Consider the following 25,674-nt stretch of genomic DNA (forward strand, 5'->3'; position numbering starts at 1 on the left):
GACGGGGAGAAGCTGGTGGCCTACTTCCCGTAATAATCCTGCACCGTTTCCCACGCCGCCGTCTGCAGCATCTTCGCAGTCGCTTCATCGAGACCCGCGAGATACGGATTGCCTACCGGCGAGCGGCCCGTCAGCGCGGCGAAGACCGCGCAGGACGCAAGGTATGTGCCTGCCATGCTCGGATGACGCCTGTCGGGCTGGTACAGATTGAGCTCGGGCTGCTTCGCGCGCGCCCTCGCAAATGCCAGACCTGCCGGAATCACCAAGGCATTGTTGTCATTGCCGGCGACCGTATAGGCCTCGGCCAGTTGCTGCGTCATCTCCGGCTTGTCTTCATAGGCCCAGGACATGAAGAAGACCGGTTTCGCGCCATGCGCCCTGACGATGTCGGCATCCTTCTTCGCATATTCGGTAAAGACCGACTTCAGCTTGGGATGGATCGGGCACTGGCTGCAATCCATCATGATCGCAGCATCGAACAGCCGCTCCCGCTTGTTGAAGATGATGTTGTTATTATCATCGAAGGAATAGGACGCGATGGCGTTGGGGCGGAAATAACTCTCGACATCATGCCACTCGAATCCGGAGCCGCCGATGGTCACCGAGGTCGCCTGGTAGCTCGTCCTGTTGGCGGGGTCGGCAGCGCGCACCATCCCCAGCACGTGGCTGTGCATGCTGTTGTTGAAATAGAAGAAGCTGTTGCCGATGAAGATCTCGGTCTTCGGAAAATCGGGCCCCAGCGACGTGACCTTGGGTTTGGTCTGCGCTTGCACCGCAACGGGCGCACTGGCCATGGCAGCAAGGGTCGCCACAGCAACGAGCATGACTCGCAAAGTTCTGGACATGGAATGTCTCCTGGTTCTTATTATATGCGTATCGATAGCACAGGGCGGTGCGGATTGCGCCGGCCCTGATTGCGGGAGGCAGACAGCGCCATGCCCCAGAACCTTGATCCCCATGAGCTCGATTCCCATGACCTCGATCCCCTGATCCTTGATCTCCTGGAATGGATCGCGCGCGAACCCAGATCCCATGCCGACGTGCTCGATGCATGGCGGACGTCGTGCCCGCGACTGACGGTGTGGGAAGACTGCATCGACCGTGGATTTGCCACGCGCATGCACGTCGCCGGGCATGGCTCCGTCGTTCAAGTGACGACCGCAGGTTTGTCCTTCCTGCAACAGCATGGCCGCGTCACGCCAAAGAGGTCAGCCTTGACCACCGCAACTAGTCCAGCGGCATAGTAAGCTGCGCGCCTTCATCAGCTACAAACACTGCGATCAGCTCGGCCGGCTCCGTAGTGCTCGCATTGGCCGAGACGAGATGCGTCGAGCCCGGCGGCTCGAAGAATGACTGCCCAACCTTGAAAGTTTCGACCGGCCCGCCGCCGAGCTGCGAGTGGATTTCGCCTTTGGTTATATAGGCTGCTACCGTGCCGGAATGACGATGCGGCGCGCTGAAGCCGCCGGGGCCATAGGACACGCGCACAATGGTCACGCGCTTTCCCGGCACATTCGGCAGCGCATGCGACGTGATCAGTTCCACCGCATCGCCGGGATTGGCGCTGGAGCCAGCGTTGACGGCGCAAAGCGGCGCCAGAACAATCGACAAGGCGTCCATTGTCGTCGGAAGTGCCTTGCCAAGGGCAATCGCACACATCAGTCCTGCGGCAACGGCAACAGACACATAGCGGGCTTCAGGCAGCCTCGGCACGATCGTATCGCATGTGATGGACATTCTTCGCTCCCCTGCCCGTCAGCCATTGTCCTGGCCGAACGCCTTGCGCATCGCGACATAGCCTTGCTGCTGCTGGCTCCAGTTACGACCACCCGTGACACCGCCATCGACCACCAGATCGTTGCCATTGACGAAAGACGACTCGTCGCTCGCGAGAAACACGGCGGCATGGGCGATGTCGTCCGGCAGACCAGCGCGCGGGATCGGCTGTGCAGCCTTGAACACCTCACGCATTTGCGCCGGCGTCTGCTCGGCTGCTTCCACCGATAGCCCCAGCGCCTTGCCGAAGATTCCGGTCGCGATGGCGCCTGGCGAGATGCTGTTGACGCGCACGCCGCTCTCACCGAGCTCCATCGCCACGCATTTGGTCAGATGGATGACCGCGGCCTTGGCGGCGCCGTAGACCACCGAGGACGAGTAGCCGGCGAGCCGGCCGGCAATACTGCCATTGTTGATGATGCTGCCCGAGCCCTGCTTCTTCATATGCGGGGCGGCATGTTTCATGCCGAGCATGACGCTGCGTACGAGTGTCGCCATCGCCGTATCGAAACGATCGACGTCGAGGCCTTCGATACCACCGGTTTGCGCCGGACCGCCGGCATTGTTGAACAGGCAATCGATGCGGCCGAATTTCTCGACCGCGTGACCGATCAGTGCACTCATCTGCGCTTCATCGGTAACGTCGGTCTGACGGAAACTGCAATTTGCGCCGAGCTTCAAAGCAAGCGCATTGCCTTCCGGCGCACGACGCCCGGCAATCACAACTTTCGCGCCCTGCGCGATGAAGATTTCCGCCGTACGGTATCCGATGCCGCTCGTTGCACCGGTGATGACTGCGACCTTGTTGTCGAGACGCCCCATATCGTTTCCCCATTTGTTTTTATGGTCGGCATTTGACGCCCCGAATCCGCGCCCGCGCAAGGCGTATTTTGAGTCAGTGCGACTCGCAGCCCGCTGAATTTGCAGGTAAAGCGGCGAACTTTCCAAGCCACAACCGTCGGAGAGTCCTGAGAATTACGATTAAGGAAGTTCTAAGACGCATCTGCGTATCGTGCAGCATTGTACCGCCATCCAAGCATGGCTCGCGATTGCTGGAGACCTTTTCCGTGAAGCTGCTCAATAACCTTCCGATTTCCGCCAAGCTCGGGCTTCTCGTCACCGTCACTCTGATCGGTCTCTGCCTCGCCGGCGTGCAGGCGACGCGCCTCGTCAGCGCCGAGATGCGCAGCTCTCGCATGGAGCAGGTTCTCGCCATCGTCGAAACGGCTCGTAACATGGCGCTCGGTCTGCAGAAGCAGGTGACAGCCGGCGAGTTGACAAAGGATGCTGCAATCCAGGAATTCGTCAAGCGCGCCCGCACGATGACTTATGACAAGGGCAACGGCTACGTCTTCTCCTATGACATGAACGGCATCGCGCTGGTGACGCCGGATCCGAAACAGTTCGGCACCAACCGGCTGGACGTCCCGACCAACGGCCGTGCGCTGACCCGCGAGTTGCGCGACGGCGTCGCCGCCAAGGGCGATGTCACGCTGTATTACGAATACATGAAGCCGGGCACGACCGAATTGATCCGCAAGTTCTCCTATGCGGTTGCCGTGCCCGACTGGAATCTGTTTGTCGGCACCGGCGCCTATCTCGACGACCTCGATGCGAAACTGACGCCGATCATCTGGTCACTGGCGACAGCGATCCTCGGTATCGCTGTTGTTGCCGGTCTGATCGCCTGGTTCATCGCCCGCAGTATCACGAGGCCGCTGAGCCAGCTCGGCACCCGCATGCGGGATCTTGCTGACGGCAAGCTGGAAGCCGAGATCCCCGGCGCCGGCCGTCGCGACGAGATCGGTGCGATGGCTACGACGGTGCAGGTGTTCAAGGACAACGCGATCCGCATGCACGGCCTCGAGCAGGAAGAGGTCGCCGTCCAGCAGCGCGTCGCCGCCGAACGCAAGTCGGCGATGAACAGCCTTGCCGATGGTTTCGAGCAAAGCGTCAATGGCGTCGTGAAATCGGTTGCGACCTCCGCGGCCGGAATGCAGGCCACCGCATCGTCCATGACCAACACCGCAAGCGAAACCACCGATCGCGTCGCCAGCGTCAGCATGGCGTCCGAGAAGGCGCTGAACAACGTACAGACCGTTGCCGCCGCAGCGGAAGAACTGACCGCCTCCGTCGAGGAAATCTCGCGGCAGGTTGCGCAATCGACCGAGATCGCGCGGCAGGCCGTCGGCGAAGCAGACCGAACCAACGCAACGGTTCAGCTCCTGTCCGGCGCAGCCGAGAAGATCGGCGTTGTGGTACAGTTGATCGACACGATTGCAGCACAGACCAACCTCCTGGCGCTCAATGCCACCATCGAGGCCGCCCGTGCGGGCGAAGCGGGACGTGGTTTCGCCGTTGTCGCCTCGGAAGTGAAAGCCCTGGCAACCCAGACAGCCAAGGCGACGGAGGAAATCTCGGCGCAGGTCGCCAGCATGCAATCAACGACCGGCGATGCCGTCTCGGCGATCGGCAATATCAGTGCGACCATCGAGAAGATGAGCGAGATTTCGATGGCGATCTCATCGGCCGTCGAGGAACAAGGGGCCGCGACCCGCGAAATCGCCCGCAACATTCAGGCAGCAGCGACCGGCTCCAGCGAAATCGCCACCAATATCGGCAGCGTCAACGCCGCAGCCTCCGCCACGGGACAAGCAGCCGACCAGGTTCTCAGCGGCGCGCGCGAGCTCGACGGGCATGCCAGCATGCTGCAATCGGCGGTGACGGACTTCCTGACCAAGGTTCGCGCTGCCTAAATCAGGCGACGGACCGAAGCTTCGATCGGATACGGGCCGTTCCGCTTACAGCGCGGGGCGGCCCGATGTCTTTTTGGCGCTGGATGCCAGCGCGGTCAGAGCTGCTTCATCCGCAACGGGACGCTGCGTAGCTGCCAGCAGCGGCGCATCGACATATTGCCGGATACCGTTGCGATCCATCACGAAGAGCGGCCGGGTGTTCTTCATGTTGACGTCCTCGACCATCGCCATCCGGCGGTTGTCGAGCATGAACCAGCGGCCATCGAGACGGGCGGCCGCAACAGCGTGGTCTTCCTGGCGCAGCGTATCGCGCAGGATCACAACGCGCAGATCCTCGGCCGCAACGCCGGCGGCACGTAATGCGGTGAACTTGGCGATGGCATAGTCCTCGCAATCGCCGGCACCAGTGGCGAACAGTGCCAGCGGCGAGCGCCAGACATCCGTTGCGCCATAGAGCACAAGATCATCACCGGGCCGAACCGCCAGATTGATAGCGCGATTGACCTCACCCATACGGGCGCGACCGTCGCGAGCACTGGCATCGCCGACGATATCCAGAAACTTCGCGGCCTCAGGCGAGCAGCGGACGGGTGTCTCGGCACAGAGCTCGACGGCAAGCTGCTCGTCGTCCTGCTCGCGTTCCACCCCGCGCCACTTGGCTTTGAGCTCGCCTTCCGGCAGCGCCGATGTGGCGAGGCCAAACGGCTCCGCAGGCCGCTCGACTGCGTCGATCGCCTGGTCAGGAAAGGCCGTTCCGGCCAGGAGATCCGTGGGTGCCGCGAAAATCGCCAGCCCCAAGGCCAGCACAGACGCGCAGCGCACCCGCGCAAAAGCAGAAGTCCACATCATAGACGCCCCGTCTGTCCGGGCATCGGCAAGCAGGGCTGCTCGCACGTGACCGGATCATTTGTGGGGCCATCTTGAGGCGGCTAATTTTCGACGAGATTAAAAGGGGTTAGCCGTGTCGGCGAAGTTCGCGGACAGGCTGAAGAAGGGCTAACGGGCTTGACGACAATTTTATCGAAATGGCCGAAAGACTCGTACGGGAGGGATTATATTACCTCACGCATTCGTTCCAGCGACGTCGATTTCCGGAACCGGGAACACAGCCTGAACTCGGAACATCGTTAACGAAAATTCACTATATGGATCAGTGGTATCCGGATAATTTCACAAAGCGGGCGATAGCTTGAAAAAGTGATGCGCAGACGTCCACTATCGCATTGCACCCCGCGGTGGTATGCATGGCTCGCAAATTAGCTAATTAATAACCATAACCATGCGCGGTAGAAATTGAACTACGCGGGTACATTCGAATTTTCGCAATCTGGCGATGCTCCGGCCGAACCAACGGCTGGCGGCGGCAGTGTTGGCCATACGTTTTCCGCTCATACGGCCGGTTCCGCGATTGTCGTGCAGGATGCCAACCTGCTGTTCTCCGGCGACTATAAGCGCTCCGGCGTGGATCTCGTCCTGTCCAAGGACGGGCACGAACACGTCGTCTCCGACTATTTCAAGGGTTCGCTGCGCGCAGCTCTGTCGTCGCCCGATGGCGCGCAGCTGTCCGGCGACCTCGTTACTGCCCTTGTCGGCGAAGTGCAGGTCGCACAGCTCGGCGGCGGCGCCAATGCCGCCGCGCAAGTCATTGGCACCGTCAGCAAGCTAGCCGGCAGCGCGACTGCGATCCGCAATGGCGTCTCTGTGACGCTCAATGTCGGCGATCCCGTGCAGAAGGGCGACGTGGTCCAGGCTGGCGCAGACTCATCGCTGACCATGACTTTCATTGACGGCACCGTGTTTGGCCTCTCGGCCAATGCACGCATGGTGCTGAACGAGATGGTCTACGATCCCCAGGGATCGGCGAACTCATCCTTGCTCAGCCTCGTGCAGGGCACGATCACTTTCGTTGCCGGCGAAACTGCCAAGCATGGCAACATGCGCGTCGATACGCCCGTTGCCACCATGGGCATTCGCGGCACCGCCGTGCTGGTCGAAATCGGTTTCGAGGTGCCCGGACAGGGCGGCGCACCGCCGGTGAAATTCCAGGTTCTGGTCGAGCCCAACGGCGTGACCGGCTCTTATGTGCTGTATAGCAAGACCAGCGGCCAGGCGATCGGCACCGTCAATGCGGCCGGTCAGGTCACCAGCGTGCTCGGCAATGGCGATACATCCACAGGCATCGCCGATCCGCTGACGCCGATCGCACGGGCGATCATTGAGCAAACGCTGCAGACCTATTTCCCGAACTACGTTCCGAACGCCAATCCGCGCAGCGGACCCGGCGGCGGTTCATCTCCGGGCGATCCTAATTCCGGCACCAGTCCGGATCCCTTGAAATTCATTATTCCGGATTTTCTGCCGAACCAGCCCTACACCGTCCCGATCAAGCTGCAGGGCGACGGCTCCAGCACGTCGCCGATCGACGTCACCTTCACGCGCTTCAACACCGCACCGATCATCACGGTGACGCCCGTCGTCGTCACGCTGCCGGTCAACCAGAACAGTTTCGATATCAGAGACCAGGTCCAGATCAACGATCCAGACATTGGTGACGTGGCAACGCCCTATGTGGCGGGCACCGCGCGCATCATTTCGGCGAGCGGGCCAAGCGGCACGCCGGCCGCACTCGATCTCAAGACGCTCATCGTGGTCGATCCGGCAACCGGCCATGTCTCCTATAATCCCGCCGCTTTCACGTTCCTTGGCGCAGGGCAGCAGGCCGTCTACACCATCGGCTTCGACAGCCAGTCCGGGCCGGACACAACCCATGAGACGCTGACCTTCACGGTCGATGGCTCCAATGATGCGCCTGTCGTGCTGTCGGCACTGACCGCCGCAGCGAGCCAGGATGACGGCGCGCAGAGTTTCAACCTGCTAGCCGGCGCATCCGACGCCGATCTCGGCGAAACGGCGACATTGACTGTCGGCAACGTCAAGTTCGCGCTGAATGGCGGCACCGCACAACAGGCCGCACCGACCGGCGTGACACTGACCGGCACGACGCTGCATGTCGATCCGAGCGCCTTTGCCTATCTCGGCGAAGGCCAGACCGCGACCATCACCGTCACCTACAACGTTATCGACGCCCATGGGGCGAGCGTCGCGCAGACCGAGACGATTACGGTTACGGGCGTGAACGATCAGCCGACGATCGTATCGACGAACTTCACAGTGCCTCAGGGCGGAGAAGTCACGCTCGGCGCCACGAGCTTCACCATCAGTGACCCGGATGTCGGCTCAGACTTCACATTTACCGTCACCAATGTGAGCGGCGGCTATTTCGTCGTCGATCCGCCGCCTGGCCAGCTTCTTCGCTTCGCCGGATTCCGAGCGCTCTCCGAGAGCCAGGCGATCACCTTCACCATGGCCGACCTTCAGCACGGACGGGTTCACTTCATCAGCGACGGCAGAGGCCCGCCATCATTCGACCTCCAGGTCGATGACCGCAGTGGAGCTCCGAACAGCCAAAGCCCGACAGCGACTCAGACTGTCAAATTCTCGGACCTTGCACCTGTCGTCGACAAGCCGCTCACGTCAGCGGCAAACGAGGGCGACTGTGCCGTCACGGTCGATCTCCTGACAGGCGTTAACGACCCGGACGGCGGCACGCTGTCGATCGGCAACGTGCGCTATACGATCGGCGACGACGATTCATCAACAGATCTTCCGGCAGGGCTGTCGCTTAACGGCACGTCGCTGACCTACGATCCTGCAAATAAAGCATTTGATCATCTCGCTGCCGGCGAGAAGATGATCATCACCGTCAGTTACGATATCTTCGATGGCCAGGGCGGCAAGACCACGCAGACTGAAACCATCACCGTCACCGGCACCAATGACCGGCCGGCGATCAAATCTGCTTCGTTTGCCCTGAGCGAGGGTGGCACCACTGTTCTCTCCGCCGACAGCATCGGCGTCGTCGACCCTGACAGCCATGACTTCACCTTCACCGTCTCACAGGTCCGTCACGGCAAGTTTCAGATCGAGACTGCGAACGGCGGCTGGTGCGACACCACCACATTTACATCGGACGACCTCGACGCCGGCCATGTCCGATTCGTGCATGACGGCAGCGAGTCCGACGCGACCTTCTCGATCCGGGCCGATGACGGCCAGAGCGAGCATAACGTCAGCAACACGTTCCGCAGCACCATCGAGATCGAGCACGTCAACGACGCGCCGCAGATGTTTGCGGCGCCGCTGCTGATCGCCGAAGGCGCCACGGTCGTCCTGACCGTCCTGAACTTCCTTGTAAACGATCCCGACGACAACAGCTTCACCTTCACGGTCTCCGACATCGAACACGGCGTGTTCAAGATCAAGCAGGGAAACAGCTGGGTCGAGACCGATCACTTCACCACCGCAGACCTGAAGGCCGGCCGGGTTATCTTCACGCATGATGGCGGTGAGATTCCGCCGTCATATACCGTCACGGCCGACGACAACCACACCGATACACCCAATCACCTGAGCAATCCGGTCGACAGCACCGTGGTCTTCATCCCGGTCAACGACGCGCCGAAGATCGTGAACGCTCACTTCAGCGTGGACCAGGGCGGCAGCGTCCTGCTTCACGCATCGAATTTCGGCATCTGCGATCCAGACAGCAGCAGTTTCAAATTCACCGTCTCCAATGTGAAGGGCGGTCATTTTGAAACTTACAACTATAGCCACGGGCAGTGGTCGTGGACGACCGATACGAGCTTCACCACAGCGGAGCTGAATGCTGACCACGTCCGTTTTGTGCAGGACGGCAGCAACAAAACGCCGACTTTTTCGATCAAAGCTAATGACGGCTCGTTGTTCAACAGCACGAGCGATGCGTTCAGTGGCGGCAGCACACTAACGCATCCGACGCCGATCGCAAATGAAGATCACATCCTCAACGCAGCGGCGCCCTCGCTTGGTGACGGCTGGCTACTGAACATCGATAACGGCCACTATTATCGATTGGTTACAACCGCATCGAGCTGGAGCATCGCAAAAGCGACGGCTCAAGCGGACGGTGCTTATCTCGCAACGATTACAAGCCAATCCGAACAGGACTTTGTCGGGCCGCTTGCCACCGGCTATCGCGCCTGGCTCGGAGGCGTGAGCCATGACGATGCGAATGGCTCGGGACATTTTTTCTGGGCGACCGGCCCCGAGGCAGGCACGCCCTTGAACTATGCACACTGGGCTCCGCTCGAGCCGAATGGCGGTGGTGGCGCGAATACACAATACATTCACATCGAGGGCGTCACCGACTCCCAAAATCTTGGATGGAACGACGAACCGGGTTTTGATAACGGACGTGTCTTCATCGAGGAAGTAGGTGGATTGCCGGGACAGATCGCTTTCCGGGAAGACACCGGCACGACGCTGACGGCACAGCAGTTGCTGCAAAACGACACTGGCCTGAACCAGAGCTCGCTCTCTATAACCGCAGTGAGTACAACGAGCGTCCACGGCGGATCGGTGACGCTCGCCGACAATATTATCACCTATCATCCATCTGCGAACTACAATGGCGCCGACAGCTTCACATACACGCTGTTCGACGGCACGGCGACATCAACGGGTACCGTCAGCTTCGACGTTGCACCGGTCAATGACGCGCCGATGATCTCGACGGAAAACCTGTCTTTTTCGCAAAGCCAGTCCGGCCAGATCACACTGATGGGGATTTCGGTCGCAGATGCGGACTCTTCAAACGGGAATTTCACCGTCACCACCGCAACAGGCTGGGGCCATGCGACACCCGTCGGAGGCAACTCCGAGAGCTTTGCCGCCATCAATGCGAGTCTCGCACAAGGTATCACCTATGCGCCCGGCAATTCTGTCCCCCCGACCACGGAGAAGGTGTCGGTTACGGTCACCGATAGCGATGGCGCATCAGACTCGGTGAATTTCATCGTTGCGTTGTCAGACTCGGCTTCGATTGTTCTCGAGGGAACCAGCGGCAAGGACGTCATTCTCGCGACTTACCTGAAGGACACGTTGACCGGAGGCGCTGGCAAGGATCAGTTTGTCTTCGCGAATAATCAGGGCCAGCATACGATCACGGATTTCAAGCCGGGCGAAGACCGGATCGATCTCCACATGCCGAATGCGCCGACGACTGGCAGCACTCTGACGGCCTGGCTCGATGCGCACGCCACCCAGGTCGGTTACGATACGCTGATCCATCTCGATGCGCCCGACGCGGTGGTGCAGACCAACACGATTCTGCTTCAGGACGTGGTCATAAGCCATCTCACTGCAAACGACTTCATTCTGCATGCCTGATCCCGTGCGGAGGGATTTCGGCACTGGCCGACTGGTCCATTAACTGTCCCTAATGGACCACCTGCACAAATCGTCCCGGTGATGGCATAATAGCCGTTAGATCAGGGCTCGGGTGGTATGCAGCACCTGACGACCATCGATCCATGCGATCCGTAAAGGTTTGACGATGCAGCGTGGCCTGTCACGTACCTCCAGCCTGCCGGCGCGGACCGAGCTCGGCGATGCCTTGCGGGCCTGCCGCGGCGCCTTTCTGGGCGTCGGGCTGATGAGCTGCATGATCAATATCCTGTATCTGACCGGCTCGTTCTTCATGCTCGAGGTCTATGACCGCGTGCTGCCGAGCCGCAGCGTGCCGACCCTCGTCGGTCTCATCATCCTGGCCGGCGGCCTCTACGTGGCTCAGGGTATTCTCGACCTGCTGCGCGGCCGCATTCTGGTGCGGATCGGTAGTTCGCTCGACGAGGTGCTGAGCCCTCGCGTGTTCCAGACCGTGGTGCGACTACCGCTCCTCGCCGGCGGACACAACGAAGGCCTGCAGCCGCTGCGCGACCTCGACAATGTTCGCTCGTTCCTCTCCGGCATGGGGCCGAGCGCACTGTTCGACCTGCCCTGGCTGCCGCTCTATCTGGCGATCTGCTTTGCCTTCCATCCGATGATCGGCGTCACCGCGCTGGTCGGCGCAGTTCTGCTGGTAGGCCTGACGATCCTCACAGAAATCATGACCCGCGAACCAGCGCGCGAGGCCAACGGTCTTGCGGCACGTCGCAGCGGGATTGCTTCGGCCAGCCGGCGCAATGCCGAAGTCGTCGTCGCGATGGGCATGGCCGGGCGTCTGACGCAACGCTGGCGCGAGGCCAACGAGACCTATCTGGCCGGCAATCAGCGCACCAGCGATGTGGCCGGCGGTCTCGGTGCCATCGCCAAGGTCATGCGCATGATCCTGCAATCGGCGGTGCTCGGCGTCGGTGCCTATCTCGTGATCAATCAGGAAGCCACCGCCGGCATCATCATCGCCGGCTCGATCCTCAGCGCCCGCGCGTTGGCGCCGGTCGATCTGGCGATCGCGCACTGGAAGGGTTTTGTCACCGCCCGGCAAAGCTGGCATCGGCTCAACGGGCTGCTATACGCTCTGCCGGATCAGGCAGCTGTTACTCAGCTGCAGAACCCGTCGCAGAAACTGACCATCGAAGGCGTCAGCATCGCACCGCCGGGTGAGCAGAAGGTCACGGTCAGCGACATCACGTTTGCGCTCGCGGCCGGCAACGGTCTCGGCATCATCGGACCGTCGGGCTCCGGCAAATCATCGCTGCTGCGCGCGCTGGTCGGCGTCTGGAAGCCGGTGCGCGGTCATGTCCGGCTCGATGCCGCGGCGCTCGACCAATGGGCGCCGGACGATCTCGGCCGCCATATCGGCTACCTGCCACAGGATGTCGAACTGTTCGCAGGCTCCATCGCCGACAATATCTGCCGTTTCGATCCAGATGCGAAGGATGACGACATCATCACCGCGGCAAGGCAGGCCGGCGTCCATGACCTCATCGTCGGCATGCGCGAGGGCTATGACACGCAGGTCGGCGATCACGGCGGCGTCCTGTCCGCCGGCCAGGCGCAGCGCATCGCACTGGCGCGCGCGCTGTATGGCGATCCGTTCCTGATCGTCCTCGATGAGCCGAATTCCAATCTCGACACCGAGGGCGACGAAGCGCTGACCAAGGCCGTGCGCGCGGCCCGCACGCGCGGCGCCATCGTCATCGTGGTTGCACACCGGCCGATCGGCATCGAAGGCGTCGACATGCTGCTGGTGCTGAAGGACGGCCGCATGCAGGCCTTTGGGTCGAAGGAGACCGTGCTGGGTCAGGTGCTGCAGCGCCCGGCAGCGCAGCCGATCAAGATCGTCGCCGACGGCGGAGTAGCCAAGCCATGACTACGCCGCTGACAGGACCGCGCCGCTCGATCCGAATCCACCTCATTATCGGCCTCGTCGTTGTGCTCGTGCTCGCAGGCGGTTTGGGCGGCTGGGCATCGACCGCGCAGATCTCCGGCGCCCTGATCGCGCCCGGCTCGGTGGTCGTCGATTCCAACGTCAAGAAAGTCCAGCACCCGACCGGCGGCGTCGTCGGCGAAGTGCGCGCCCGCGACGGCGACCTGGTAAAGGCCGGCGATGTCGTCGTGCGCCTGGACGATACCGTCACCAAAGCCGGCCTTGCTATCGTCACCAAGAACCTCAACGGATTGTGGGCACGCGCGGCGCGGCTGGAAGCCGAGCAGCGCGGCGTCGATCGTATTACGTTTCCACCGCAGCTTATCGAGCAGATCGCAGATGACGACGTGAAGAATGTCATCGCCAGCGAAACTAAACTGTTCAATGTGCGCTCGACCGGCCGCGTCGGCCAGAAGCAGCAGCTCCGCGAACGCATCGCGCAGCTCAACGAGGAGATCGCCGGCCTCACCGCGCAGGAGACTGCCAAGACCCGCGAAATCGCGCTCGTGGAAAAGGAATTGGTCGGCGTCCGCGGATTGTTCGATCAACAGCTGGTGCAGATCTCGCGCCTGACCGTGCTGGAACGCGACGCCGCGCGCCTCGCCGGCGAACGCGCACAGTTCATCGCCGCCCGCGCCCAGGCCAAGGGCAAAATCACCGAGATCGAGCTGCAGATTTTCCAGATCGACAAGGATCTCGTCAGCGAGGTCTCCAAGGACCTGCGCGAGACCAATGACAAGATCGGCGAATTCGTCGAACGCAAGGTCACCGCCGAGGACCAGCTGCGCCGCATCGACATCCGCGCGCCGCAGGACGGCATGGTGCTGCAGTCCACCGTACACACGATCGGCGGGGTCATCACCGCCGGCGATGCCATCATGCTGATTGTGCCGCAGACCGACAATCTGTCGGTGGAAGCCCGGGTCAATCCGCAGGACATCGACAAGCTGCAGATCGGCCAGAAGACGCTGCTGCGACTCTCCGCCTTCAACCAGCGCACCACGCCCGAGCTCAACGGCGCCGTCAGCCGCGTCTCCCCGGATACGACGACGGATCAGCGCACCGGGCAGAGCTATTACACGATCCGGATTTCGATGCCCGCATCGGAAGTCGCCAAGCTCGGCGATGTGCGCCTGATCCCCGGCATGCCCGTCGAAGCCTTCGTGCAGACCGGCGACCGCACCATGCTGTCCTATCTCGCCAAGCCGCTAAGCGATCAGTTGATGCGCGCCTTCCGCGAGAAATGACCCTGCACCCATGAAGCGCATGCGGCGAGTGAGACGGCTGGCGCAGCGGTTCGGTTGGGCACGCGCGTTCTGTCTTGTCTTGCTGCTGGGCCTCGCATTGCTGCGCATCGCTGATCCGCCTCCAATCGAGGAATTGCGGCTGCGGGTCTTTGATACCTATCAAGTAATCCAGCCGCGGGTGAAAACGGCGAAGCCCGTCACGATCGTCGATATCGACGAGAAGAGCCTTGCGAAATACGGCCAGTGGCCGTGGCCGCGCACGCGCATCGCTGATCTGGTCACCAAACTGAACCAGCTTGGTGCGGTCGTCACTGCTTTCGACATCGTGTTTCCCGAACCGGACCGGCTGAATCCCGCTCTCGCAGCCGAAAGCTTTTTTGGAATCGACGACGAGACGCGCGCCCGACTGAAGGCATTGCCCAGCAACGATCAGGTTCTTGCCGACGCCATCCGGCGCTCGCGCGTGGTTCTCGGCGAATCCGGTCTGCCCTATGTCGTTTCGGAACTCGACAAGTCTCTACCGCTGACGGGATTGGCCATGCTCGGTGGCGATCCGCAGCCGTTCATGCTGGCATTTCCCGGACTGATCCGGAATATCGACCTGCTGGAAAAGGCCGCCATGGGACGCGGCCTGTTCACCATCAGTCAGGAGCGCGACGGTCTCGTGCGCCGTGTGCCCGTGATGATGCAGGCACAGGGCATAGTCATGCCGTCGCTGAGCTTCGAGATGCTGCGCGCCATCACCGGTACCGACACCATCCTGATCAAATCCGACCGCGCCGGCATCAAGAGCATTGCGGTCAAGGGTCTGGAGATTCCAACCGACAGCGAAGGACGGATCTGGGTGCATTTCGCCAAGCGCGATCCGAGCATCTATGTCTCGGCATCCGACGTGCTCGATGGCACGGTGCAGCCCGGCATGATCGCGCGGCATCTGGTGCTGATCGGCACTTCGGCGGTCGGCCTCCTGGATACCAAGACGACACCGCTCGATGCGGTGATTCCCGGCGTCGAGGTCCATGCGCAGGTGTTGGAGAGTGCGCTGACGAAAACCGTTCTATCGCAGCCCGCCTATACGCGTGGCGCGGAACTGTGCATTGCGATCATTCTCGGCATCATCGTGATCTGGCTCGCCCCGATGTTCGGTCCCGTCACCCTCATTGTCATGGGCGCCGTGTTTGCGGCGCTGCTCGCCGGTACATCCTGGTACTTCTACACGCAGCATCGCCTGCTGATTGACTTCACCTATCCGCTCCTTTCGACCACGCTGATCTATCTCACGCTGATCTTCAGCAACTTCGTGCGTGAGCAGGCGCAGCGCCGCCGCATCCGCTCGGCCTTCAGCCAGTATCTGTCGCCGGCGCTGGTGGCTCAGCTCGCGCAGTCGCCGGAGAAACTGGTGCTCGGCGGCGAGGAGCGCGAGATGACCATCATGTTCTCCGATGTGCGCGGCTTCACCACGATCTCGGAATCCTACAAGCACGATCCGCATGGCCTGACCACGCTGATGAACCGCTTTCTGACGCCGCTGACCAATGCAATCCTCGATCGCAAGGGCACCATCGACAAATATATGGGCGACGCCATCATGGCGTTCTGGAATGCACCGCTCGACGACGACCAGCACCAGATCAATGCCTGCCACGCCGCGCTCGACATGCTGGATCGCATCGACGCACTGAACAGACTGCGCCAGACCGAGGCCGAGAACGGCGGCCACGTCTATATCCCGATCAATGTCGGCATCGGCCTCAATACCGGCATCTGCGTCGTCGGCAATATGGGATCGGATCTGCGCTTCGACTATTCGGTGCTCGGCGACAGCGTCAATCTGGCCTCGCGTCTCGAAGGCCAGTCAAAGGAATACGGCTTTCCGATCATCGTCGGCTCGAAGACCGCGCTCGCCGTCAAGGACAAGTTCGCCATTCTCGAACTCGACTTCATCATGGTGAAGGGCAAGAAAGAACCGGAAGTGATCTACGCCATCGCCGGACGTGAGGACGTGACGCATTCGGAGCGCTTCCAGACGCTGCGCAACCTGACCATCGAAATGCTGGCTTGCTATCGTAGTCGCGACTGGGACGGCGCATTGTACGCCGTCGAGCGCGGCCGCAATTCCGATGTCGCAAATGCGCTCGAGAAGCTCTACGACCTCTACGAGAAGCGCATCCGCGCCTATCAGGACAACCCGCCGCCAGCGGACTGGAACGGCTCGTTTGCATTGCTGACGAAGTGAGCCGTCATTTCGGGACGCGACTGCTGGCTCAGTGATGGCTTGAATTGCAAACAGCCACTGCTCTCCAGACATGCGTCATCGCCCCCATTATTTGCGGCGCGGGGGCGCCGTCGTCCTTTGCATTCCCACCCTCTTGTGAGAGGGCGTGCGGAACGCCAGGTGCCCTTTGCACCCTTGGGCCTGATGCGATGCGGTCTTCCGCAATTTAGAGTGCATCAGGACTTTCGGAGGCGCCGAGCGATTGCCCAGCGTTCCGCCTACGGTGTTTTTTCAGCCTGCTTGCGCTTTGCCTCAGCGAACGATCCGATCACCAAAACTATGGTCCCACGGCGGAGGGACAGGGAGCCTCAAGCGAGAAAGCCGGACGCGTTTGATTTGGTCGTCCGTCACACTGTCCAGGGATCTTTCCATCCCAAGGCCGGCCGTCTCCTTGCCAGTGGCAGTGCTGGCGCAGATCCGTCCTGCCCGAAGACAGACGTCCCCCATGAACCGCGTAACGCCGCATCTCCGGCGTCCACCGCATCCCACCCCGCGAACGTGACGATCGCGATCGCCCCTCTCGGTGGGGCAGGACGGAGGGGAATATAATCAAGGTAGGGATGTTGTCAACGGAGGATAGGAAAAAAATGTTTGGTTATGTCCTGCCACCCCAAACTGTCATTCCGGGGCGCGTGCGCACCTTTGCGCACGCGAACCCGGAATCTCGACATGTTCAGCGCAAAACACTCCGGGATTCCGGGTTCGCGCTCTGCCGGCTTCACCGGCGACGCGCGCCCCGGAATGACGAGCTCGGGGGTGCACCCCGGAATGACGAGCCAGGATCGAGATTCACAGCCACTCCAGGTGAAATGCCTGAGGTTCGCATTGCGGCGGCTTCGCCGGTGACGCACGCCCTCAGGCAGACCAATTGGTTTGCCGGGGAATGACAATGGTGACGTGGCTGGACCGAAAGAAGAGAGAGGCCCGAGCCTCAAATCTCCCTGAGCGCCCGCATACTGGGCACGCTGACTTCGGCGAGTTTCAGATTGTCCTCGTTCTGGTCGATCGCCACATATTGCCCGTCCCAGTAGGTCAGCGCGGTGTGCGGGACGGAGGTGATGACATCACGGACGCGGCCGATGACGATGGCGTGGGAGTGGCGTTCGATGACTTCCTCGACGTCGCAATCGATCGCCGCAAGGCTGCCCGCCAGCAGCGGCACGCCGGTTGCCCGGGTCACCCACTGCGCTCCGGCGAAACGCTCTGCGCCCTTCAATCCACCCTTGCCCGAGAACCGCTCAGCCACGTCGAGCTGATCAGCCGACAGAATGTTGACGCCGAAGGCGCCGTAGCGTTGTAGCAGCGGCCAGGACGACGACTCCCTGTTGACGCTGACGATCAGCGTCGGTGGATCGACCGACAGCGACGAGACCGATGTCACTGTCATGCCGGTGATGTCCTTGCCGCGCCCGACGGTGATCACGCTGACACCGCCGGCCAGCACTCGCATGGCGCCACGGAATTCCTGCGAAGAGACCTCGCGACCAGAGGAAACCTCGCGATCGACAACGATGTTACGAACGACGGAATTCATGGCAGCCTCGCAGGTCACAATAGTCTCACAAGCCAGTGGCGTCGGCTCCCGGGCCGAGCAGATTGCGCAGGATCGAACCTTCCAGCGCCGCAAGATCTGCCGAGCCGCGCTGGCGCGGCCGGGCGATATCGACATTGATATCGTGTGCGATACGGCCATCTTCAATCACCAGCACGCGATCTGCCAGCGCCACGGCCTCGGACACGTCATGCGTTACCAGAATCGAGGTGAAGGTCTGGTCGTGCCACACGCGGCCGAGCAGCTGTTGCATCGAAATACGTGTCAGCGCGTCGAGCGCACCGAGCGGCTCGTCAAGCGCCAGCACGCGCGGATGGCTGACCAGTGCCCGCGCCAGCGCCACACGCTGCTTCTGGCCGCCAGATAACACGGACGGCCATTGATCGCGCTTCTCGGCGAGGCCGACTTCCGTCAATGCGCTTTCAGCGCGCGCCTTGGCATCGGCCGATGTCCGGTCGGTCCCCAGGCCAACTTCCACATTCGAGAGCACGCTGGCCCATGGCAACAGGCGCGGTTCCTGGAACATCACACGGATGTCCTCCGCGCGGGTTTCCTCGCCAAAGCTGATCGTGCCAGCAGTCGGCTCGTCGAGGCCTGCGATCAAGCGGAGCAGCGTGCTCTTGCCGCAGCCACTCTGGCCGACAATGGCGACGAACTGGCCGGCAGGAATATGCAGATCGACGCCGCGCAGCACTTCATTGCTGCCGAAGGATTTGCGGAGACCACGAATGGTCAGCGACAGTCCACGGGACTTCTGCTCGGACGGACGCCGCGCCTGCGTGGCGAGGGCCTGTTCGAAATCGACGGGCGCATCGATGACCTGAGCATCGGCATGGCTGAGGCGAAGAGACTGTTGCACGGTCATTTCAAATTCTCGCTTCCGAATTTCGCTCAATGTTTCTGAAAAGCCGGGTGCCAGGACAATGTCAGCCGTTCCAACGCGCGCGAGGCGCTGTCGGCGACCTTGCCCAGCAGCGCATAGATCAGGATGCTGAGCACCACGACGTCGATCTGCATGAATTCACGCGCCTGCATCGCCATGTAGCCAAGGCCCGACGAGGCCGCGATCGTTTCCGCCACGATCAGCGTCAGCCACATGATGCCGAGCGCAAAGCGCACGCCGACGAAGATCGACGGCAGCGCGCCCGGGAAGATCACGCGGCGGAACAGCTCGCTATTGCGCATGCCATAGATGCGGCCCATCTCGATCAGCTGCGGATCGACGGTGCGAATGCCGTGCAGCGTGTTGAGATAGATCGGGAAGAATACGCCAAGCGCGACCAGGAATAGCTTGGCCGATTCATCGATGCCGAACCACAGGATGACCAGCGGGATCAGCGCCAGATGGGGCACGTTGCGCACCATCTGCAGCGTCGTGTCGGTGAGCTTGCTACTGAGCTGCGACAGACCGTTGGCCAGACCGAAGGCAAAGCCGATGCTGCCACCGATCAGGAAGCCGACGGACGCACGCCAGAACGACACCCAGATATTCTGGGCGAGTTCGCCCGAGAGCAGCAGCTTCCAGCCAGCCAAGGCAACATCGGTCGGCGCCGGCATTACCCGCGCCGGCACGTAACCGGTCACGCAAGCGGCCTGCCAGACGAGGAGGATGACCAGTGGCACGATCCATTGGGTCAGGCCATCGATGCGCGGCAAGCGAAAGCTGCGAACGCGGGGAAGGATTTCAACAATGCTCATGATGGGGTGCCTGTTGGAATTACGAGGCGCTCTGCGCGCGGTGCTCATTGGCAACGATTTCACCGACCGGGCCGGTGCGCGTCCGTAGCGATGTGACGTTGTCGTGCTGTTGCAGCGACAGCAGCGGGAAGACGAGCTCGGCGAAGCGATAGGCTTCCTCGAGATGCGGATAGCCGGACATGATGAAGGTATCGACGCCGACGTCCTGATATTCCTTGATGCGCGCCGCCACCGTCTGCGCATCGCCGACCAGCGCCGTACCGGCACCACCACGCACGAGGCCGACACCCGCCCAGAGGTTCGGGCTGATCTCAAGCTTGTCGCGACGTCCGCCATGCAGCTGCATCATGCGCTGCTGGCCGACCGAGTCCTGCCGGGCCAATGTCTTCTGTGCATTGGCGATGACATCGTCGGTGACATATTGAATGAGTTCGTCGGCGGCCTTCCATGCCGCCTCGTTGGTCTCGCGCACGACCACATGAAGACGGATGCCAAAGGACAGCTTGCGGCCGCGTTTTTCGGCAGCAGCCTTGACGCGCGCAACCTTCTCGGCGACCAGCGCCGGCGGCTCGCCCCAGGTGAGATACTTGTCGACGGTGTCCACCGCGACATCAATGCCGGCATCCGACGAGCCGCCGAAATACAGCGGCGGGCGCGGCGACTGCACCGGCGGGAAGATCAGACGACCGTCTTCAATCTGGATATGCTTGCCCTGCACATTGACGGTCTTGCCGGCCAGCAGGTCGTTATAGACGTTGAGGAATTCACGTGTGACGGCATAGCGCTCGTCATGCGGCAGGAAAATACCGTCTCCCTTGTTCTCGACGGGATCGCCGCCAGTCACGACATTGATCAGGAGGCGACCGTTGGTGACCCGGTCCAGCGTTGCGGTCATGCGCGCGGCGACGCTCGGCGATTGCAGGCCCGGCCGAACGGCCACGAGATAACGAAGCTGTTCGGTCCATGGGGCCACGGCAGATGCAACCACCCATGAATCCTCACAGCTGCGCCCGGTCGGCAGCAGCACGCCGAAATAGCCCAGCTGATCGGCAGCCTGCGCGATCTGACGGAGATATTTGAAGTCGATGTCTCGCGCCCCATGGGTCGATGCCAAATACCGTCCATCGCCGTGGGTCGGCAGGAACCAGAGAACATTGGCTTTGGATGGATTGCTCATCGGCGACATCTCTCTCGCATCGGGCGACCATTGCGGCATCGCGAGAGGATGGTGTCATGACATAAGTCTGTCGAGTGGCCCGGAAAAATAGCGACGTGCGCACTGTGACTTAGGTCGATGACGAGGCGTTCCTTTCAAACTTCCGGGCATATGCAGCGCATTTTTCTCCGCCAATCTTGCATCCCGCGGCGATCACAACCGCGTGGGTCGGAATGCAAGGGCTCGCCCGGCGATCAGCGCGACTGAGTGGGGAATTTCATGCTGAGATCGCGGCGTGTGACACTCAGATTGTTTTGCTCAAAGGCTCGTCATGAGAATGATCGTGCAGGCCGTCATTGAGCAATCTGGCGCTTTCGCCGGCGGCATTGACGCTTTGTTAATGACGTCAGCACCGCTACCGCTCCAAATCGCGCGGCGTTTACACAACTACCCGCGTTTTGCGAACCGATTTAACCAAATCGACAAGGCGTTTTGCGAGGCTCGGCCATCATGCAGAACGCATCCACCCCAGGCTCGTCGGCCTCTCCAAGGGACAGCGACCGCCCGACCGCAACCTCTTCCACCGAGGCTGCTACCGGATTCGTGGATAGCGATGCCGCACGCGAATTGGAGATGCTGCGCGAGATCGTGCGCATGCTGCCGGCCTCCGTCACTGTGCAAGACGATCAGGGCGACTTTCTGCTGGTAAATGACGCCGCGGCAATCCAGTTCAATGCATCGGCAGACCAATTCAACAGACCCGATCCGCAATCGCATTTTCTGGTGCAGGCACTGACGCATCGACGCACGACTGCACTCGACCTGCTGCAGTCCGGCCGCTCCGCGGTGTTCGAGGAACGCGTCAATTCTGAACGCGACAGGCGCGTGTTCCTGACCACGCATCGTCCGGCGCGTATCGGTGATCGTAGCGTGCTGCTGTCCAGCGCCACCGATGTGAGCCGGCAGAAAGAGATGGAAGAAGAGCTGTTTCGTCGCGCCTATTACGACGAGCTGACCGATCTGCCGACGCGGCGTGTGATCGAGAAACATGTCGGCGACATCATTGGCCATTCCGGCGAGACATCACATTTCGCGCTGGCCTTCCTCGACATCGACAATTTCAAGCACATCAACGACTATTACGGTCACAGCGTCGGTGATGCGCTGCTGGTGCAGTTCGCCAAGCGACTGGCGCTCGACCTGCGCGGCACCGACATGCTGTCGCGGATTTCCGGTGACGAATTCCTGCTGCTGCTGAACCCGATCCAGAGCCAGCAGGAGGTCGCCGAATATCTGGAGCTGCTGGTGCAGCGGCTGCGCGCTCCGTTTTTCATCGACGGCTCCGAAGTATTCGCCTCCGCATCGATCGGTGTCAGCCTCTATCCCGAACACGGCCGCAACTACGACGCGCTGCATCAGAACGCCGATATCGCGATGTATCGCGTGAAGAATGAGACCAAGGGCGCTGCGGTGTTCTTCGACTCCAGCATGGAGAGCGAGGCGCTGACCCGCATGGCCACCGAACAGTCATTGCGGCTGGCGATTCTCGACAAGCGGTTCTGCTGCGCGTTTCAGCCGAAGGTCGATATCCGCAGCCTGGAGATCAAGGGTATCGAGGCCCTTGTGCGCTTGCGTAACGACGATGGCGTGATCCAGGCTCCCAGCACCTTCATCAATCTGGCAGTCGAACTCGGCCTGATTGACGAGCTCACCCATCTGGTGCTCGCCGAGATCATGAAGTCGATCGACCTGATCGACGAGACCTTCGGCGCCACCGCCAGTATCAGCATCAACGTCGCCGCCAAACAGGCCGGCAACCCGGAATTCATGCGCGCCTTTGCCAGGGCCATCGAGGAGACCGGCTGCCCGATGCGCTTCATGGTCGAAGTGACCGAAGACGCATTCGTCGCCAAGACACATTTCCAGGACGACATCCTGCCGATGTTCCGAGCGCTCGGCGTCGGCATCTCCATCGACGATTTCGGCGTCGGCTATTCGTCGTTGTCGGCGCTGGCGGATATCACCGCCGACGAGATCAAGATCGACCGATCCTTCATTACGGACATCCACAAGCGCCCACGCAGCCAAGGCATCCTCCGCGCCATCGAGTCGCTCAGCGAGGCGCTGGGCATGACTGTGATCGCCGAAGGCGTCGAGACCTTCGAGGAACTGGCCTATCTTCAGGCCGCGACCAAGATCCGCTATGCGCAGGGCTATTATTTCTCCAAGCCGATCTTTCTGGAAGAACTGCAGCCCCAGGCGCGCATCAGTAGCGACCTGCGCAGCGCACCATCGGCTCGCCCGGCAGCAGATGCCCGCCCCGCCTATTCCCGCTCCGGCGGCCGGGGTTATTGAGGCACCGCCCTCTCCCCGTCATTGTCATCCCGTAACCACATCCCATCTGTTAAGGGACTGAAAACCACGCGCTACGCATCACCAGAGAGCCCCCATGCCCGTCGTCCCGCTGTTTCTGAATATCCTCTGGATCGTGTTCGGCGGATTGGGAATGGCAGTCGGCTGGCTAATCGCGGCCGTTGTGATGGCCATCACCATCATCGGCCTGCCCTGGGCCCGCGCCGCCTTCAATATCGCCGCCTATACGCTGCTGCCTTTCGGCCAGCGCGCCGTCGACCGTGAAACCGTGACCGGGCGCAGTGATATCGGCACCGGCGTATTCGGCCTGATCGGCAACATCATCTGGCTGGTGCTGGCCGGCTGGTGGCTGGCGATCGGCCATCTTCTCGCGGCGCTCGCCCTCGCCATCACCATCGTCGGCATTCCCTTTGCGTGGGCACATCTGAAGCTCGCCGGCATCGCGCTATGGCCGATCGGCAAGGTCATCGTACCGGCCTGACGCGCATTGCGTTGAACAACTTCAAATTTTCTCGTTGAGAGTGCGCCGCGCATACGCGTGATTAACTATTTCGCTCAATGGTGAAACGAGGTGGGCCTCGGGCGCCGGAGTGATTATGCGTAAGCTTCCTTTTTTGATCGTTGCAGGTTCTTTCACGGCGGTTGTCGCCGCGGGCACTGGCGCCTGGCATTTCTTCGGGCCCACCGGCGCTCAGACCAGCGCCAAAGCCGATAAAGGCGAGCTCACCACCGCCTCGATCGACACGCGCGCGCCGAAGTCGAACTCGACCGCACCAATCGAACCGCCGCCGCGTGTGCAGGCCGTCGCAGCTGCACCGGCTGCCGCGCCGATGCCCGCCGCTCCAGCCGTTGAAAAACGCCCGGCCATCGCCAAGCCCGTCTGCAACAATCCGAACGCGCTCGGCGTGTCACGCACCGTACAGATCGACACCACCGGTGGCCCCGGCCTCGGCATGTCGCAATATCGCGACTATGACTTCCTGCAGCCCGGCGAAGTCGTGCTGACCTTCGACGACGGCCCGTGGCCGGTGACGACGCCCGCCGTGCTGGCTGCGCTCAGCGCGCAATGCGTGCAGGCCGTGTTCTTCCCGATCGGCAAGCATGCCACCTGGCATCCCGCGGTGTTGAAGCAGGTGATCGCGGCCGGCCATTCGGTCGGCACCCATACCTGGTCGCACCAGAACCTGGCGAGCAAGACCCCGCAGGAAGCCAAGGACGAGATCGAACGCGGTATCAGCGCCATCACCCTGATGGCCGGCCAGCCGCTGTCGCCGTTCTTCCGTTTCCCGCAATTGCGCCAGAATGCGGAGCTGAAGGCCTATCTCGCCGAGCGCAACATCGCCGCCTTCTCCATCGACATCGATTCCGAGGACTTCCGCATCCACAATGCCGGCAAGCTGGTTGCCTCGGTGATGGAAAAGCTGAAGAAGAAGGGCAAGGGCATCATCCTGATGCACGACCTGCACAAGTGGTCTGCGGCTGCCGTCCCGGACCTGCTCGCCCAGCTCAAGGCCGGCGGCTACAAGGTCGTGCACATTCGCGCCAAGGATACGCTGCCGACAATCGCAAGCTACGACGCCGCCATCGCCGCCGAACTGCAGCCGGTGAAAACCAGCAATGCGCGCCCGATCTCCAACGTGATCCAGACGGTCGACTAACACCTGATCCACTCGGGTTGAACCCAATCGAGGCCGGGGCGGCACCGCTGCCCCGGCCTTTTTGTGTTTCGTGGCAAGGCGCGCGGCGAAACAAAACGATCCCCCGACGAAACCATTATCCACCTCGACGCAGACCGCCTGAAACCGGGCATGGTTATCCATCTGTTCAACGAAGCGGCACACAGCGCCGCCCAACAGGGACAGTCAGATGCGCATCATCGGTTTCATTTTTGCCTTCTCGTTCGCCTTTGCCGGCCCGTCATTCTCCGGCACCGCGATGAACGACCTGCCGGGCATCGGCACCTTTTCCTATAACGGCGCGCAGATCGCCTCTGATACGGCGACAGCGAAATTCGTTTATCTGACGCTCACGCGTCGCGCCTGATCGCACCCCTCCCCTCCGACATCCCCAGATACAGAAAGCCATCACCATGACCTCATTCAGCGCAAATCTGATCGGACACACCCTCAAGGCCGCCACTGTCGGCGCAATCCTGATGCTGTCGGCGACGGCGAGCCAGGCCCAGTCGGCGAGCCCTTTTGCCGGCTTTGACGGATCGTGGAGCGGCAGCGGCACCGTGTCGCTGTCGGATGGCTCCTCGGAGCAGATCCGTTGCCGCGCCACTTACAATGTCGTTGGCGGGACCGCGCTGAAGCAGTCCCTGCGCTGCGCCAGCGACAGCTACAAGTTCGAGCTCAGCAGCGACGTAAAGAGCCAGGGCAATCAGGTGACCGGCACCTGGGGTGAAGCCAGCCGTAATATCTTCGGCAATCTGCAGGGCAGCGCCGGCGGTGGCCAGATCGATGTCTTCGTCGAGGCTGCCGGCTTCGCCGCCAACCTGACGCTGACCACCAAGGGCAACAAGCAGCTGGTTTCGATCAGCTCCAAGGGTCAGATCCGCGACGTCTCGATCAATATGATTCGGAGCTGACGC

Annotated in this window: 18 protein-coding genes and 1 pseudogene; 11 read left to right on the plus strand and 8 right to left on the minus strand. The window is 61.6% G+C overall.

Going from position 1 to position 25,674, the window contains the following annotated elements; all coding sequences use genetic code 11:
* Positions 1-20: 20 nt before the first annotated feature.
* Positions 21-824, minus strand: a complete 804-nt coding sequence (locus SFY93_RS02190; protein WP_320447669.1) for a DUF4886 domain-containing protein — start codon at positions 822-824, stop codon at positions 21-23.
* 111 nt (positions 825-935) lie between these two features.
* Between SFY93_RS02190 and SFY93_RS02195 the strand changes: the two genes are divergently transcribed.
* Entirely contained in the window at positions 936-1,244 is a 309-nt protein-coding gene (locus SFY93_RS02195; RefSeq protein ID WP_320445907.1) for a hypothetical protein, read from the plus strand.
* Here SFY93_RS02195 and SFY93_RS02200 read toward each other — a convergent pair.
* Positions 1,228-1,737 carry a cupin domain-containing protein gene (locus SFY93_RS02200; RefSeq protein ID WP_320445908.1) on the minus strand — a complete coding sequence of 170 codons (510 nt, stop codon included), beginning with the start codon at positions 1,735-1,737 and terminating at the stop codon, positions 1,228-1,230. The genes SFY93_RS02195 and SFY93_RS02200 overlap by 17 nt on opposite strands.
* A gap of 18 nt (positions 1,738-1,755) precedes the next feature.
* Positions 1,756-2,598: an SDR family NAD(P)-dependent oxidoreductase gene (locus SFY93_RS02205; RefSeq protein ID WP_320445909.1), complete on the minus strand. Its 843-nt coding sequence runs from the start codon at positions 2,596-2,598 to the stop codon at positions 1,756-1,758.
* A 245-nt stretch (positions 2,599-2,843) separates the two neighbouring features.
* Between SFY93_RS02205 and SFY93_RS02210 the strand changes: the two genes are divergently transcribed.
* Complete coding sequence (locus tag SFY93_RS02210) at positions 2,844-4,532, plus strand: methyl-accepting chemotaxis protein (RefSeq protein WP_320445910.1); 1,689 nt, start codon at positions 2,844-2,846, stop codon at positions 4,530-4,532.
* 45 nt (positions 4,533-4,577) lie between these two features.
* Here SFY93_RS02210 and SFY93_RS02215 read toward each other — a convergent pair whose 3' ends face one another.
* Complete coding sequence (locus tag SFY93_RS02215; protein WP_320445911.1) at positions 4,578-5,381, minus strand: transglutaminase-like cysteine peptidase; 804 nt, start codon at positions 5,379-5,381, stop codon at positions 4,578-4,580.
* Between the two features lie 444 nt (positions 5,382-5,825).
* Here SFY93_RS02215 and SFY93_RS02220 point away from each other — a divergent pair, with 444 nt between their 5' ends.
* The 4 genes from SFY93_RS02220 to SFY93_RS02235 all read left to right on the plus strand — a co-directional run bounded on the left by SFY93_RS02220 (position 5,826) and on the right by SFY93_RS02235 (position 16,263).
* Complete coding sequence (locus SFY93_RS02220) at positions 5,826-10,799, plus strand: cadherin-like domain-containing protein (protein WP_320445912.1); 4,974 nt, start codon at positions 5,826-5,828, stop codon at positions 10,797-10,799.
* A gap of 166 nt (positions 10,800-10,965) precedes the next feature.
* On the plus strand, positions 10,966-12,723 hold the full coding sequence (locus SFY93_RS02225) for a type I secretion system permease/ATPase (protein WP_320447670.1): 1,758 nt from the start codon (positions 10,966-10,968) through the stop codon (positions 12,721-12,723).
* Entirely contained in the window at positions 12,720-14,027 is a 1,308-nt protein-coding gene (locus SFY93_RS02230) for an HlyD family type I secretion periplasmic adaptor subunit (protein ID WP_320445913.1), read from the plus strand. The genes SFY93_RS02225 and SFY93_RS02230 overlap by 4 nt, the downstream gene beginning before the upstream one ends.
* Before the next feature lie 10 nt (positions 14,028-14,037).
* A complete protein-coding gene (locus SFY93_RS02235) occupies positions 14,038-16,263 on the plus strand; it encodes a CHASE2 domain-containing protein (RefSeq protein WP_320445914.1) in 2,226 nt (741 codons plus the stop codon).
* A 970-nt stretch (positions 16,264-17,233) separates the two neighbouring features.
* Here SFY93_RS02235 and SFY93_RS02240 read toward each other — a convergent pair.
* From SFY93_RS02240 to ssuD, 4 genes and pseudogenes are all read right to left on the minus strand, one after another.
* On the minus strand, positions 17,234-17,836 hold the full coding sequence (locus SFY93_RS02240; RefSeq protein ID WP_092141501.1) for a flavin reductase family protein: 603 nt from the start codon (positions 17,834-17,836) through the stop codon (positions 17,234-17,236).
* Between the two features lie 25 nt (positions 17,837-17,861).
* Positions 17,862-18,506, minus strand: a pseudogene (locus SFY93_RS02245) (ABC transporter ATP-binding protein); the annotation flags it as partial.
* Between the two features lie 239 nt (positions 18,507-18,745).
* The gene (locus SFY93_RS02250; RefSeq protein ID WP_320445915.1) at positions 18,746-19,552 is read right to left on the minus strand and encodes an ABC transporter permease subunit; all 807 of its coding nucleotides are present in this window, start codon (positions 19,550-19,552) and stop codon (positions 18,746-18,748) included.
* 19 nt (positions 19,553-19,571) lie between these two features.
* On the minus strand, positions 19,572-20,729 hold the full coding sequence (gene ssuD / locus SFY93_RS02255) for an FMNH2-dependent alkanesulfonate monooxygenase (protein ID WP_068730429.1): 1,158 nt from the start codon (positions 20,727-20,729) through the stop codon (positions 19,572-19,574).
* A 612-nt stretch (positions 20,730-21,341) separates the two neighbouring features.
* Between ssuD and SFY93_RS02260 the strand changes: the two genes are divergently transcribed.
* The 5 genes from SFY93_RS02260 to SFY93_RS02280 all read left to right on the plus strand — a co-directional run bounded on the left by SFY93_RS02260 (position 21,342) and on the right by SFY93_RS02280 (position 25,671).
* On the plus strand, positions 21,342-23,063 hold the full coding sequence (locus SFY93_RS02260) for a putative bifunctional diguanylate cyclase/phosphodiesterase (protein ID WP_320447672.1): 1,722 nt from the start codon (positions 21,342-21,344) through the stop codon (positions 23,061-23,063).
* A gap of 94 nt (positions 23,064-23,157) precedes the next feature.
* Positions 23,158-23,562 carry a YccF domain-containing protein gene (locus SFY93_RS02265; RefSeq protein ID WP_320445917.1) on the plus strand — a complete coding sequence of 135 codons (405 nt, stop codon included), beginning with the start codon at positions 23,158-23,160 and terminating at the stop codon, positions 23,560-23,562.
* Between the two features lie 115 nt (positions 23,563-23,677).
* Positions 23,678-24,739: a polysaccharide deacetylase family protein gene (locus SFY93_RS02270; RefSeq protein WP_320445918.1), complete on the plus strand. Its 1,062-nt coding sequence runs from the start codon at positions 23,678-23,680 to the stop codon at positions 24,737-24,739.
* Positions 24,740-24,947: 208 nt separating this feature from the next.
* Positions 24,948-25,124, plus strand: coding sequence for a hypothetical protein (locus SFY93_RS02275; RefSeq protein ID WP_320445919.1), 177 nt, complete (start codon positions 24,948-24,950; stop codon positions 25,122-25,124).
* A gap of 46 nt (positions 25,125-25,170) precedes the next feature.
* On the plus strand, positions 25,171-25,671 hold the full coding sequence (locus SFY93_RS02280; RefSeq protein WP_120287524.1) for a hypothetical protein: 501 nt from the start codon (positions 25,171-25,173) through the stop codon (positions 25,669-25,671).
* Positions 25,672-25,674: the final 3 nt, after the last annotated feature.

Source organism: Tardiphaga sp. 42S5, assembly GCF_034044155.1.
Classification (GTDB): Bacteria; Pseudomonadota; Alphaproteobacteria; order Rhizobiales; family Xanthobacteraceae; genus Tardiphaga; species Tardiphaga robiniae.